Source organism: Salinimicrobium terrae DSM 17865, from assembly GCF_000424665.1.
In the GTDB taxonomy this organism is placed as follows: domain Bacteria; phylum Bacteroidota; class Bacteroidia; order Flavobacteriales; family Flavobacteriaceae; genus Salinimicrobium; species Salinimicrobium terrae.
The window spans coordinates 301,948-316,426 of the sequence record NZ_KE384221.1; the positions used below are offsets into that span (position 1 = coordinate 301,948).

The window sequence follows — 14,479 nt, forward strand, 5'->3', positions numbered from 1 at the left end:
TCTTTACACAAATCACATTTATGGATCACCTTTTGGTAGCCGAGAATGTCTCCAAGCAATTCGGAAATTTTACTGCACTTAACGACGTTTCCCTTGAGATTCCCAGAGGTAGTATTTTTGGGCTTTTGGGTCCTAATGGCGCCGGGAAAACTACCTTTATCAGGATCATTAATCAAATTACGCTGCCCGATAAGGGAAGAATGCTGCTGGATGGCCATGCTTTGCGGCCAGATGATATACAGCATATTGGTTATTTGCCCGAAGAACGAGGTCTTTATAAATCCATGAAAGTTGGGGAGCAGGCTTTGTATCTTGCCCAGTTGAAAGGTTTATCAAAAGCCGAAGCCAGAGAAAGGCTTAAGTACTGGTTTGACAGGCTGCAGATACAGGACTGGTGGGACAAAAAGATACAGGAGTTATCAAAAGGTATGGCGCAAAAAGTACAATTTGTAGTGACTGTTTTGCACCGGCCAAAATTGCTGATCTTTGACGAACCCTTTAGTGGGTTCGATCCTGTCAATGCTAATTTAATTAAAGATGAGATCCTGCAACTCCGTCGCGAAGGGGCTACTATTTTATTCTCTACGCATCGAATGGAAAGTGTAGAAGAGATGTGCGATTATATGGCCCTGATCCATCGGGGAAATAAATTGCTCGACGGAGAAGTAAATGAAATTAAACGCCGCTACAAATCAAATACATTTGAGGTAGGTTTAATGTCCGGAGACTCTGATGCACTCCGAAAGGAACTGGAGGAGAAATTTCATATTTCCGATACCGATTTTAAGAGTATCAATGATGATCTTAAACTGCAAATACAAGTAGGAGAAAATTCCTCTCCCAATGATCTACTTATTTTCCTCACCTCCCGGGCAGAAGTGAATCATTTTGTGGAAGTGATTCCTTCAGTAAATGACATTTTCATTAAAACCGTCACCACCAATGCGTAACCTGAAGCTGATAATCAAGAGGGAATACCTGGCAAGGGTGAAAAACAAAGCCTTCATCGTAATGACCTTTTTGAGTCCTCTCATCTTTGTCGGAATGATCGTCTTAATCGCTTACCTGGTAAACCTTAATTCTGAAGAGCGGCGGATTGTGGGGATTAATGATGAGAGCGGGATGTTTGTAGAGGATTTCAATGATTCTGAAGATGTTCAGTTCATCGATCTTTCTAAAATTGATCTTGAAGCAGCCAAGACCATTGTGAGGGAAAAGGAATATTATGGGCTGTTGCACATTCCGCAGTTGCAGGAAAATACTTTACCCGAAATTGAATTCTTTGCCAAAGAGGCGCCAACTTTTGGGTTTCTAACCCAAATGGAAAAGACCATTAGTGATAAACTTACGAACCGCCAGTTAATAACCCGCGGGATAGATGTTGATCTAATCGCAGCGTCCAGGGCCAAAGTGGAGATAGGTATTCAGAATTTTTCCGGAGAAAAGACCTCAAAAATGTCAACTTATGTCAAAATGTTCTTTGGTGGTGCAGCCGGCTATCTTTTGATGATGTTCATTATTATCTACGGAAATATGGTGATGCGTAGCGTGATAGAAGAAAAGACTAATCGCATTATTGAGATCATTATTTCTTCTGTAAAACCAATTCACCTGATGCTTGGAAAGATCCTGGGAACTTCCCTTGCCGGAATCACACAATTTATCATCTGGGTGATCCTTGGAGGGGTTATGCTTACAGTAGTTACTGTGATTTCCGGCATGAGTATGGCCGAGTTACACGGGCCGCAGCAACAAGCAATGGAACAGATCTCGGACAATGAACTCCAACAGTTGGTGATCGATATAGCAAAACTGCCTATGTTGTTATTGCTGGTGAGTTTTCTAATTTATTTTATAGGGGGGTACTTTCTCTACAGCGCTATTTACGCTGCCATTGGTGCAGCAGTCGATAACGAGACCGATACGCAGCAGTTCATGCTTCCTGTGATCATACCGTTAATGCTAGGAATTTATGTGGGTTTCTTTGCAGTGATCGAAAATCCGCACGGGGTGGTCTCCACGGTTTTTTCCATGGTACCTCTCACCTCGCCGATAGTAATGCTTATGAGAATACCTTTTGGAGTAGCCTGGTGGGAACTGACTCTTTCCATTGCAATTCTCTTTATTACTATAGCAGGAGTGGTATGGTTGGCAGCCAAAATTTACAGGGTTGGAATACTTATGTACGGGAAAAAACCGGGCTATAAAGATCTTTATAAATGGATGAAATATTAAATTTTTGCAAAGGTTAATAAAAGCGAGACTGCACCTGAAGTACACTTTCTAAACATTTACTATATTACCTGTACACCAAATGCAGGTGACTAACTGTCCAAGGTGCAACAGAACACATGGTTCAAATTAAAAAATTAAGGAATGCCAAGAATACTGTTAATTGAAGACGAAGCCGCCATTAGAAGAGTGCTTATAAAAATTCTTACTGAAGAGAATGCTACCTACGAGGTAGAAGAGGCTGCCGACGGGCTTGAGGGAATTGAAAAAATAAAAGACCAGGAATACGATCTTATTCTCTGCGATATTAAGATGCCAAAGATGGATGGGGTGGAAGTATTGGAAGCAGTTAAAAAGATAAAGCCTGAAATACCAATGGTGATGATCTCCGGCCATGGGGACCTGGATACGGCGGTTAACACGATGAGACTCGGAGCATTCGATTATATTTCTAAACCACCAGATTTAAACAGGCTTCTCAATACAGTTCGGAATGCACTCGATAGGAAAGAGTTGGTAGTGGAGAATACCCGCTTAAAAAAGAAAGTCGGTAAGAACCTGGAAATGATAGGGGAATCTGAAGAGATTTCAAAGATCCAGGATATCATCGAAAAAGTAGCGCCTACAGATGCCAGGGTTTTGATAACCGGGCCAAATGGAAGCGGGAAAGAACTTGTGGCGCACTGGCTTCACCAAAAGAGTGATCGCTCTGCCGGGCCTATGATCGAGGTAAACTGTGCCGCCATCCCCTCAGAGTTAATTGAGAGTGAACTTTTTGGGCATGTAAAAGGAGCTTTTACTTCGGCTGCCAAGGATCGGGCAGGGAAGTTTGAAGCTGCCAACGGAGGTACTATTTTTCTTGATGAGGTTGGGGATATGAGTCTTTCTGCCCAGGCAAAAGTGCTTCGGGCTCTGCAGGAAAGCAAGATTTCGAGGGTAGGAAGTGATAAGGATATAAAAGTTAACGTACGCGTAATAGCCGCGACCAATAAAGATCTAAAAAAGGAGATTGAGGAAAATAATTTTCGGGAAGATCTTTATCACAGGCTAGCGGTGATTCTGATTAAAGTTCCGGGGCTTAATGAGCGTAGGGAAGATATCCCCTTGCTGGTAAACTTCTTTGCTGATAAGATCACAGAAGAACAGGGTGTAAACAAAAAGACCTTTACAGAAGACGCACTTAATTTGCTCAAGGAATATAACTGGACCGGAAATATCCGGGAACTGCGAAATGTCGTGGAACGACTCATCATTCTTGGCGGACAGGAGGTAAGTGAGGAGGATGTGAGATTGTTTGCCAGTAAATAGTATAAAGTATTTAGAAAGGAGTATTGGTGAGGCACGAAATTGAAAATTCTCCTCATTTCCGCCTTTTTTAAGGGGAAAAAGTTTTCTCACGATTGTCACACTGAGCCCGACTGTAAGGAGGAATAGTCGAAGTGCTTATGCAATTAGATACTTAATTAATTACCAGAGGACCGGAGATCCAAAGTTCTTCGTATAGATCTCAGAACAAGATTTTTAGTTTGGCCAAATTTTAACCGTAACGGAGTAAATTCACAGTTGACGTTTAGAGAAGATGGTGTACTGATGGCCAAACGTGCCAAAGGAGAGATTGAATCATTGGAGTTTCCACGAAGGCGTAGAGTTTACTCACGATTGTCACACTGAGCCCGACCGTAGGGAGGAATAGTCGAAGTGCTTATGTTACCAGATCCTTAATAAATTACCTATAGAGTTGTGATCTAAGTCGTTGTGGGGGAGAAACCTGCCAAAGTTAATCGTCATAGATTTCAGAACAAGATTATTAATTTGGATTCCACATTAATATAACTTTGGCAGGTCGAAAGACTTAGTTTCCTTTGCTCGTAATCAGTAACGTGAGAAAACATGTATTTTCCACTTTGCTACAGTGTCTTCTAATTAACTTTTTCCATTTAACCAATTACCAGCTTTTAAACCTTTCCCCATTCCTTTAGTCTTACTTGCTATACCTGCAATGGAACGGTCTTTGTTATTGACAGGACACCTTCAGGTATAACCGAATCTATGAAAAAATATATTTTACTTTTTTTGGCAGCATTGCCTCTCTTTGCTTTTTCTGCTGTACATAAGTTTTACGTTAGTGCGACAGATATTGAGTACAACGAAAAGAAAAATTCCCTTCAGATAATTTCTCATGTCTTTACAGACGATATGGAAAATCTGCTGCAGACCCGGTATAGTGATAAGCTGACGCTGGTAAAGGAAGACGAACATCCCGCAGCCGATGAGTACATTGAAAAATACTTCCGTAGCAATTTCGGTGTAAGTGTGAATGGAAAAGAGAGAACGTTCAATTATATCGGGAAAGAATACGATAAAGATCAATTACTGGTATACCTTGAAGTGGAAGACGTGGAACCGCTAGAAAACATAAGTGTCAAAAATGCTGTTCTGACCGATCTTTTTCCGGAACAAAAAAATGTGGTGAAGGTGGAGTATGACGGAACGATCAAAAGTTTGCTGCTAATGCGGGATGCCCTGGACGGTACTTTAAAATTCCGTAATTAATATTGTGAAGCTTCAGAATTCAATTATTTTTAGCAACTTAAATTTAAATTATATATATGAGATCAATTAAAACTGCCCTTGCGGCTTTTTTTATTCTGTTTTCGGCCGGCGTTTATGCACAGGAGGCAGAACAGCAAACTGAGCAAAGGGAAGGGGGACATGTTAATGAGAACAAATTTAGACAATTACACCATGAATGGTCAACCCCGAATCAATATAGGACCGGTAGCGGAGCTCCGGGACCGGCGTACTATCAAAATGAAGCCGATTATAAGATGGATATCGAGCTGGATGATCGCAATGAACGGTTAACCGGGCGCGAGACCATCACTTATCATAATAATTCCCCCGATGATCTTGAGTATCTTTGGGTGCAGCTGGACCAGAACATTCGGTCAAAAGAGTCTGTAGCTAAACTTAAGGATGGAAATGGCATTCCTCCCGTTACACAACCGGGAAGTTTTGTTTCAGAATATATGGAAGAGTCTTTTGATGGCGGTTTTAATATTACTGAAGTAAGCGCCAACGGCAAGCCTCTTGAGACTGTTATCAACAACACGATGATGCGGGTGGACCTTCCGGAGCCATTAAAGGCAGGGGAAAGTTATACTTTTGACATCGCATGGTGGTACAATATCAATAATCACGTTACCGACAGGGCACGTTCGGGCTTTGAACATTTTCCAGAAGATGGAAACAACGCGTATGTGATCGCGCAATTCTTTCCTAGAATGGCTGTTTATAATGATGTTGAGGGATGGCAGAACATGCAATTCTGGGGAGACGGAGAATTTGCTCTTCCTTTTGGGGATTACGAGGTGAACATCACTGTACCTGCAGATCATATTCTGGACGGAACCGGGGAACTGGTGAACCGCAAGGAAGTATTTTCTAAAGAAATGATGCAGCGGTACGAGCAGGCAAAGAAGTCTTATGACAAGCCTGTAATGATTGTAACCCAGGAAGAGGCTGAAGCTGCCGAAAAAGGTTTTTCTGATAAGAAGAAAACCTGGAAGCTAAAAGCCGATATGGTTAGGGATTTTGCTTTTGCCACTTCCCGAAAATTCATCTGGGATATGATGGCGGTTGATCTGGGGGAAAAAGATGCAATGGCAGTTTCACTCTATCCTAAAGAAGGAAATCCGCTGTGGGAAGAATATTCCACTAAAGTAGTGGCTCATGCTTTGCAATCTTTTTCAGATCATACTTTTGAATATCCTTATCCCAAGTCTATTTCGGTTCACGCGAAGAATCAGGGGATGGAATATCCTATGATCTCCTGGAACTATGGTCGGCCAAATGAAGATGGAACTTATAGTGACCGGGTTAAGTACGGAATGATGAGCGTGATCATTCATGAAGTAGGACATAATTTCTTCCCAATGATCGTAAATTCAGATGAGCGCCAGTGGGGATGGATGGATGAAGGTCTTGATACCTTTATGCAATATGTGGCAGAGCAGGAGTACGGAGAAAAATATCCCGAGGATATCGCGCCAAACACCAGTTATCCTTCAAGAAGAGGTGAGCCTTCCAAAATTGTGAATTACATGAAGGGAGACCAGAAATATATTGCCCCGATCATGTCAAATCCCGAAAATGTTTATCAGCTGGGGAATAACGCCTACGGGAAGCCTGCAACTGCATTGAATATTCTGAGAGAAACAGTGATGGGCAAAGAGCTTTTTGACTATGCGTTTAAAACCTATGCCCAAAGATGGATGTTTAAGCATCCAACACCTGAAGATTTTTTCAGGACTATGGAAGATGCCTCGGCTGTTGACCTTGACTGGTTCTGGAGAGGCTGGTTTTACACTACAGATTATGTAGATATTGGTGTAGAAGAAGTAAAGAAATTTCACGTGACAGATAAACCTACTAAAGAGGGTGCAGAATTGCTTGAGCGTTACGGGGTAGAGGATCCCTCTTCTATGGATCTCGTCTATGTTGTGGAAGAAGGTAGTGAAGAATTCGATTCGAGCATGAAAGGAAAAACTCCTGCTGAAAATGCACCAACTCTGAATGAGTACCTCATGGATAATTTCACCCCGCAGCAAAGAGCCGATATGAAAATGCCGAAGTATTTTTACCAGGTGACATTTAACAAACCGGGCGGACTGGTAATGCCAATTATTGTTGAATATACCTATGCTGATGGTACTTCCGAAAAAATAACTTATCCTGCACAAATCTGGAGAAAGAACGATCAACAGGTAAGCAGAGCATTGGCTACAGATAAGGAGATCATCAAAATCGTGGTAGACCCAGACCTTGAAACTGCCGATGTTAATGTAGACAACAATTCCTGGCCACAGCAGGCAGAGGTTGATAAGTTTCAGGAGTTTAAAGAGAGGACACAGGGGTAGGAACACAGTTTCGTTTTGCGACGGGATTCGACTCCAGACCACCCCGTCATGCTATCGCCTGCCACCCCTCCTTGAAAACGTAGGGGTGCTGGTTGAGGTTGAAACACCTGAAGGTGATTTCCTCCCTTCGGGAGGGCCTGGTTTTAAAAATTATAATTCAAAAAAAGTTCCCGTTTTGCGGGAACTTTTTTATTTATACATAATTTCAAATGCTACCCTTCTTACTCAGTGTTATCCTGCCGCATCCAGAGGTCCAAGGCACTTTGGCCCCCTGCGGTGGACGGAGTGGTTGATTCCCCTCTCCTCTCCATTGGTGGGAGCGCAAGCTGTCGAGATCCAGGCTGAGCTCTTCTTTCTTGTAGCCCACTTGCCGGACGGGCAGGCGCGGCGGTCTTAACTCTCAAACAATTCCCCTCCTTTTCCAGGAGAGGTACCCGCAGGGCGGGGTGGTTTTTAACAGGTCGCTTTTTTAAGTGAATGGAATAGTAAGTATATTTGCAGCGTATGCAGACATTACCTTTATTTATTAGCGGTGCCGAAATGGCGTTTATTATGTTCATCCTTGTGATGGTCTTTGGTGCCGATAAGATCCCCGAGATCGCCAAAGGTCTTGGAAAGGGTATGCGCAGTATAAAGAATGCTACGAACGATATCAAGTCGGAAGTAATGCGCAGCGCTGAAAAACATGGAATGGACACTTCGGTAGGAGATGATGTGAAAAAGGAAGTGGATAAGGTGAAAGAAGAGATCGAGGAGCTAACGGGAAGTGTAAAAAGAAGATTCTGATCATTTTGCAATCATCAATTAACAATTGTCGGTTTAATTAGCACCAAATTCCAGGTAGTTATTAGTTAGTGGTTAAGAATTAATGGGTTTCTGTCTTTAGATTTAATTGTGGCTCTAATTCTTGTTTATATTCCTTCAGAATATTTTCATTAGGGAAATAATATGAGTAGAAATAAAATTTGATCTCGTAATAGAACTCCTCCAGGGACGACATATGTTATTCTGATGTCCATTCGGATTATAAATCGGCGCCATCTTATCCCTTCTAAACACTAGATGCTCATTTTAAATATTAGCAGAAAAAGTCCTCGCTCTAGTCTCTCGGTTCTGGATTTTTAGAAGTTGTACTTTTGCCATCTCAATCAATATTAACTACTCAATACTTACAAATGCATTTCCTCCCTCAAGCTATCGACGATTATGTAGTTCAACATTCCGCAAAAGAACCGGAACTGCTGCAGCAATTGAACCGGGAGACGAATCAGAAAGTATTACAGCCAAGAATGCTTAGCGGACATTACCAGGGTCGGTTACTAAGTCTGCTATCGAAGTTGATAAATCCGCAGAACATCCTGGAGATTGGCACTTACACCGGCTATTCGGCTTTATGTTTGGCAGAAGGTATGAAGCCTGATGGTGTTTTGCATACTATCGACATTAATGAAGAACTCATGGATCTCCAAAAAAGGTATTTTGACGCCTCTCCCTGGAAGGAACAAATTGTACAACATTTGGGCGAGGCTACAGAAATCGTTCCCACTCTAAAAGAGGATTTCGACCTGGTCTTCATTGATGCAGATAAACCAAACTATCCTAACTACTTTCAGCAAATAATGGATAAGCTTAGCCCCGGGGGTGTAATCCTTTCAGATAATGTGCTTTGGAGTGGAAAAGTGGTGGAACCATTGCGAGAAGATGATGAATCTACAAAAGCCCTTCTGGAATACAATAGATTGTTAGCGGAAGATGAGAGGCTGGAGACGGTGATGTTGCCTGTTAGAGACGGACTTACGATTAGTCGGCGGAAATTAATTTTAAGCTGAAGCTTTTGAGACTAAAGCCTTGTGGAGCTATTGGCCATTAGCCTTTGGCCGTTTGCCTTATTTCAGCCGGATTTAAAAGCTAACCATAAATTAAATATCTTCAAACCCTAACTTTTAATCATTTTAGAAAATGAGAAATTTCAGAAAGTACGAGGTATGGAAAAGTGGAATAGCTTTTACTGCGGGTGTGTATATTCTTACCATAGATTTACCGGATAGTGAAAAGTTTGGATTAATAAGTCAAATCCGAAGAGCAAGTGTTTCTATTCCTTCTAATATTGCAGAAGGTTGTTCCAGGGCTTCAGAAAAAGATTTTGCTCGTTTTTCCGAAATTGCACTTGGTTCTGCTTTTGAAGTAGAAACTCTTTTAGTTATTTGCAAAGAGGTAGGCTACTTGGATCAGCTGCAGTTAGATCGACAGCTCAAGGAACTACATGGAATCCAAAGAGGATTGAATAGTCTCTACGGAAAACTCAAGGGAAGATAAAAACAACCTATAGCCTTTAGCCTAAGCGTAGCATCCATGCGTAAGACGAGAGTTAGCTCTTTTAAAAGCCAACGGCTAATCTTTTTCAAATAATAGTCAATAGCTAATAGTCAATAACCAAAAGCTTTTTAATGAAAGCCAATAGCTAAAGGCCAACAGCTAAAAGCTCTTTTTAAAAAGCTAACAGCTAATGGCCAATAGCCAATAGCTTTTTCAACCTACTTTCTTATTTTTGGTAAAAAAATCTCCTAATGCAATTCCGTAATACTCAAGAATACGCCCAACATCTCGATCAACAAGATCCTTTACGCTCATATAAAGATCAATTCCTTTTCCCAAAAGTCAAGGGTAAAGAGGTAATCTACTTCACCGGTAATTCTCTTGGTTTGCAACCGAAGAACGCAAAGAAATTTGTGGATGACATTATTAATGACTGGGCTGAACTGGCGGTAGAAGGACATTTTCAGGCAGAAAAGCCCTGGTGGGATTACCATGAAAGATTTGCCCAAAAGCTGGCTCCTGTAGTTGGAGCAAAACCGGCTGAGGTTACGGTCATGAATACCCTGACTGTAAACCTCCATTTATTAATGGTTTCTTTTTACCGGCCTACGAAGCAACGGTATAAGATCGTCATGGAAGAGAAAGCTTTTCCGAGTGACCAATATATGATGGCGAGTCAGGTCCGGTTTCATGGGCTGGATCCTGAGGAGGCGATCGTGGAGGTGAAAAAGAGGAGTGGAGAACATTCTTTCAGGACCGAAGATATCCGGGCAAAGATTAAAGAGGTTGGGGAGGAATGTGCCCTGGTTTTAATGGGCGGGGTAAACTACTACAATGGGCAGGTACTGGATATGGAAACCATTACCAGAGCCGGAAAAGAGGTAGGAGCTTTTGTGGGCTGGGACCTGGCGCATGCTGCAGGAAATGTGGAACTGAAGTTGCATGAATGGAATGTGGATTTTGCTGCCTGGTGCAGTTATAAATATATGAATTCGGGGCCCGGAAATGCTGCAGGTTGCTTTGTTCATGAACAATATCACGGACAGAAGGATATTCCGCGGTTTGAAGGTTGGTGGGGACACAATAAAGAAAGACGGTTTTTAATGGAACCGGAATTTCAACCGGAGCCAAATGCCAACGCCTGGCAGATCTCAAATGCTCCTGTTCTGGCCCTGGCGCCCTACCTGGCTTCGCTTGAATTATTCGAAGAAGTAGGAATGTCCGCTTTGATCGAAAAGCGGAATAAGATCGTGGCTTACCTCGAATTTATTTTACAGGAAATAGCTAAGGAAGTCGGAGGGAATTTTGAGGTCATTACTCCCAAGGAGCGGGGAACTCAGCTTTCTGTTTTCCTGCATGGGCAGGGTAAGGAGCTTTTCCATTATCTTATGCAGAACGGTGTGATCATCGACTGGCGGGAACCGAATGTTATACGGCTGGCACCGGCACCTTTTTATTGTTCGTACACTGACATGTTTGAATTTGGACAAATTATTAGAAACTACTTTTGATTGTTCTCCTTCTTTTTTCCATTGATGAAAAAAGAAGCAAAAAAATCTAGGCTTACTAAAAGTCGCCTAAATTTATCGTTCGACAGCTAAATTTTAGGAACTCGCCTGAAACAGCCGAAGAACGATTTACTACGTGAGGCTCAAACAGCCTAAAATTTTACGCTGTCTTCACTTCAAATTTTACGGCAACTTTTCGTAGGCCGTTACTATCATCATGGTGCTTTGTCATCCCGAAAGAGCTGCGCGGAACGGGAGTGGAGCGCAATGACGAGAGATCTCAAGCAGTTTACTTCTAACTTCGTTCTCCTACAATTGTACTTTAAACTTCCCGCTGATCTCACAAATCTTTGCAGATACTATTAAGCTTTTCCCGGTTCCCTTTAGGGCTAGGGCAAAACGGGGAAAGGGAATTGATAACAAAGAAATCAACAGCCAATAGCTAAAAAAGAGATTGCCCCGATCGCTAAAAAAGCTCCCTCGCAATGACAATACAAAAGTTGGCTAAGAGCTAATGACCACAAGCCAACGGCTAAAAGCTAAAAGCCAACGGCTTATTTCCTCTCCAACACATAAAACCACCTCACGAGGCGATTCTTGTAACCTGACTTTTCCGGAGAAACCTGGTTCAGGTCGTATCTTTCTGAAGATCTGATTTGGTAAGAATCCAGATCATTCAGAATAAGAGTGTCTTCTGTCTTTACCAGCAACGCAAAATCTCCTTTCAACTGTTCTGTTTCATTTTTTAAGAGAACCGGAATGGGAGCACCATAACCCCAAATTAATTCAGGACTCGAGGTTTCGTAAAGGTAAAGGGGAATATCCTGTTTTTCTAATTCTTCCTTTAAACCTGAATAGCTTCGGAATTTTGGATTATGTAAAAATGCTTCAGCTAAGGGAAAACCGAAGGTCGTGATTCCGCAGATGAATCCCACGGTGAGGTAAAAAACAATGGGATAATTCTGCTTTTTCAGGAAATAAATGAGAGCAGCACCTATTCCGAAGAGGGTGATGGAGCTGACAAAATACCAGAACCAATGACCGTCAAGGTTCAGAATAAAATATCTGGCAATCGGAAAAAAAATCCCCAGGGCAGCGATTAATCCGTGGTTAAAATAAACGATCCATTTCTCTTTAATTGGCAAATCTTTGAATCGTCTGAAAAGATATTCAATATAAAAGCCGGTATTTAAAGCCATTGGAATTAAAACCGGGAGAAGGTACCGGGATTTCTTTTCCGGAATGACTGATAGAAGAACTACTGCCGATAAGGTCCAGAAAATGGCAAATTTATAGGCTTTTTTATCTGATACTCTGTTCTTTAAATAAGGATATAGCAAGCCGACAAAAGCCGGAATGGTCCAGATTCCGCTTTGGGTAAAGAAACTCCAGTAATAATAGAATGGTCGCACGTTGTAGTTTGTCCACCGGGAAGCTTCCCTTGTTGTAATTTCCATAAAAGGGGCGGGATCTACAAGCCGAACATAAATAAACCATGAACTTCCCAGGATTATTCCGATGAAAATATAGAAAAGCAGAGGTTTCCAGACTTTTGAAAAATTTCCGAATCCATAGACGAAGCCGAAAGAAATAAGAAAGGGGAGTAGAAGTGCATATAGCGATACCGGCCCTTTACTCAATATAGAAAATCCCAGGAATAGGGATCCAAAAATGGCATTTTTCCAGACCTTTTCGGGAAATACAAAAATCCTGCTCAGGTAATAAATGCTTACCAGCATGAAGGCATGGGTGAAAATATCCCATTGCCCATTGCGGCCCATAAAAACAGTATAAAAAGAACTCGCAAGGATAAGACTGGCTATCAATCCCTGTTTTGGTGACAACTTCAACAGAAGCGAGAACCTGTAAAAGTAAATAAGAAGAAGCAGGGTTACAAGTGCGGCAGGCAGTCGGAGGGCAAAATTGCCGAAACCAAATAACATTCCGCTAATGGCAGTGACCCAGGTTGGGAGGGGAGGTTTTTCGTACCGCGGTTCCAGATTCAGGGTCGTGAGAAACCAGTTGTTTTCATTCACCATTTCCCTGGCGGTAATGAAATTACGCGCCTCCATGATGTTTACATAAAGCACATCAAGGTGAGGAAGAAAAATTACAGCCCATACCCCAATTATGATCCAGAGATACTTACTATCCAGATGCATAATTGTGTCGGCTTAGATTAATATTACGGATGTAAATAAATATTCCGGCAAGGTGTCCTATAAATAAGACAGGATCTTTTCTGAAAACAGCGTAGATGAGGATTAGAACGCTTCCGGTAATGCTAAGGATCCAAAAAGGCAAAGGGAGAATGGAAATTTTGACCTTTTCAGAATAAAGCCATTGGACCACAAATCTCAGTGCAAAAGTTATCTGACCAATAAAACCAAGGATCAATAACCAATTGGAAATATTATTTCTGAAAAAAAGAACTTCAGAAGTGTGGTTTCTGCTGAAGCTAAAAAAAATAATTGTAATGATTGGTAGCACCAATATCAAAAAGCGGAAATGCCGAGATATCTTTTTCCATTCCCCCTGTAGTTGCAAGTTTCGGATGTAAATGCCAAAAATAAGAACCTGCCCGAAAATAATGGCCGGGTCATTCCGCAGCACCCCGTAAAGAAATAAAAGGAAGGAACCCAGCAGAGAAAGCTTCCAGAAAAGAGAGGGTGTTACAACTTTTTTAGCCTTTTCAGAAGCAATCCACTGAAAAAGAAATCTGCCGGTGAAGAGCAGTTGGGCTGCAAATCCCAGGGTAAAAATTTGCCAGCTACTCATTTTGCTGGTTAATCTTGTAATTGATGTAATTTTTTTTCATCCACAAATAGGCAAAGCAATCCAGGAAAGGATCGACCAGACGATTCAAGAAGTTGAATTTTGCTTTCCCGGCCATCCTCGGATAATGCGGGATAGAAACCTGTTTTATTTTTCCACCTTGCAGAAGCACCATGGCAGGTAAGAACCTGTGAAGACCTCTAAACATGGGGATCTTCTTAGCATAATCTGCCTTGATGATCTTGAGCGGGCAACAGGTGTCTTCCATGCCGTCATCTGTAAAAAATCGGCGTGTATGGTTCGCTATTCGGGAGGATATCTTCTTAACTTTGGAATCCTGCCGATCTACTCTCATTCCTGTTACCAGATCATTATCCTTTATAAAAGGTAACAGGAGCTCAAAATCTTCGGGACTTGTCTGCAGGTCTGCATCCATGTAACCAATTAAAGGAGTAGTTGCGTGATCTATTCCGGCTTTAATTGCTGCACTTAGTCCGTAATTTTGATCAAAAGAGATAAATCCAAAATTTTTATTCCGCTGCGAGATTTGTTTTATTACTGACAGGCTACTGTCCGTTGAGCCGTCATTGACAAACAGAACAAACACATTAACACTGGCCTCTTTGAGATAGGAAATTAGTTCCTCCTCAAGCCGGAGCAAATTCTCATCCTCGTTGTAAAGAGGAATTATAATGGTGAGCTGAAAGTCCATCTAAATAATCTGAAGGC

The 14,479-nt window shown here is 41.8% G+C and carries 12 protein-coding genes; 9 read left to right on the top strand and 3 right to left on the bottom strand.

Annotated elements, in window-relative coordinates; all coding sequences use genetic code 11:
- The first annotated feature begins 20 nt into the window (after window positions 1–20).
- The 9 genes from H148_RS0113645 to kynU all read left to right on the top strand — a co-directional run bounded on the left by H148_RS0113645 (window position 21) and on the right by kynU (window position 10,978).
- Window positions 21–950, top strand: coding sequence for an ABC transporter ATP-binding protein (locus tag H148_RS0113645; RefSeq protein WP_029035298.1), 930 nt, complete (start codon window positions 21–23; stop codon window positions 948–950).
- The gene (locus H148_RS0113650) at window positions 943–2,235 is read left to right on the top strand and encodes an ABC transporter permease (protein ID WP_029035299.1); all 1,293 of its coding nucleotides are present in this window, start codon (window positions 943–945) and stop codon (window positions 2,233–2,235) included. The genes H148_RS0113645 and H148_RS0113650 overlap by 8 nt, the downstream gene beginning before the upstream one ends.
- A gap of 141 nt (window positions 2,236–2,376) precedes the next feature.
- Window positions 2,377–3,540, top strand: a complete 1,164-nt coding sequence (locus H148_RS0113655) for a sigma-54-dependent transcriptional regulator (protein WP_029035300.1) — start codon at window positions 2,377–2,379, stop codon at window positions 3,538–3,540.
- 741 nt (window positions 3,541–4,281) lie between these two features.
- Window positions 4,282–4,785: a DUF6702 family protein gene (locus H148_RS0113660; RefSeq protein WP_029035301.1), complete on the top strand. Its 504-nt coding sequence runs from the start codon at window positions 4,282–4,284 to the stop codon at window positions 4,783–4,785.
- 56 nt (window positions 4,786–4,841) lie between these two features.
- Window positions 4,842–7,151: a M1 family metallopeptidase gene (locus tag H148_RS0113665; RefSeq protein ID WP_029035302.1), complete on the top strand. Its 2,310-nt coding sequence runs from the start codon at window positions 4,842–4,844 to the stop codon at window positions 7,149–7,151.
- A 504-nt stretch (window positions 7,152–7,655) separates the two neighbouring features.
- The gene (locus tag H148_RS0113675) at window positions 7,656–7,937 is read left to right on the top strand and encodes a Sec-independent protein translocase subunit TatA/TatB (RefSeq protein ID WP_029035304.1); all 282 of its coding nucleotides are present in this window, start codon (window positions 7,656–7,658) and stop codon (window positions 7,935–7,937) included.
- A 389-nt stretch (window positions 7,938–8,326) separates the two neighbouring features.
- Window positions 8,327–8,980, top strand: a complete 654-nt coding sequence (locus tag H148_RS0113680) for an O-methyltransferase (protein WP_029035305.1) — start codon at window positions 8,327–8,329, stop codon at window positions 8,978–8,980.
- A gap of 130 nt (window positions 8,981–9,110) precedes the next feature.
- Window positions 9,111–9,467 (top strand): four helix bundle protein, encoded by a 357-nt coding sequence (locus H148_RS0113685; RefSeq protein ID WP_029035306.1) that lies wholly within the window; start codon window positions 9,111–9,113, stop codon window positions 9,465–9,467.
- 251 nt (window positions 9,468–9,718) lie between these two features.
- Window positions 9,719–10,978, top strand: a complete 1,260-nt coding sequence (gene kynU / locus H148_RS0113690; RefSeq protein ID WP_029035307.1) for a kynureninase — start codon at window positions 9,719–9,721, stop codon at window positions 10,976–10,978.
- 551 nt (window positions 10,979–11,529) lie between these two features.
- On the opposite strand, the gene H148_RS0113695 is transcribed toward kynU, so the two are convergent.
- From H148_RS0113695 to H148_RS0113705, 3 genes are read right to left on the bottom strand one after another with little or no spacing between them, the layout of a single operon-like run.
- Window positions 11,530–13,137, bottom strand: a complete 1,608-nt coding sequence (locus H148_RS0113695) for an ArnT family glycosyltransferase (protein WP_029035308.1) — start codon at window positions 13,135–13,137, stop codon at window positions 11,530–11,532.
- A complete protein-coding gene (locus H148_RS0113700) occupies window positions 13,124–13,753 on the bottom strand; it encodes a lipid-A-disaccharide synthase N-terminal domain-containing protein (protein ID WP_029035309.1) in 630 nt (209 codons plus the stop codon). Before H148_RS0113700 ends, H148_RS0113695 begins: the two co-directional genes overlap by 14 nt.
- The gene (locus H148_RS0113705) at window positions 13,746–14,462 is read right to left on the bottom strand and encodes a glycosyltransferase (RefSeq protein WP_029035310.1); all 717 of its coding nucleotides are present in this window, start codon (window positions 14,460–14,462) and stop codon (window positions 13,746–13,748) included. The genes H148_RS0113700 and H148_RS0113705 overlap by 8 nt, the downstream gene beginning before the upstream one ends.
- Window positions 14,463–14,479: the final 17 nt, after the last annotated feature.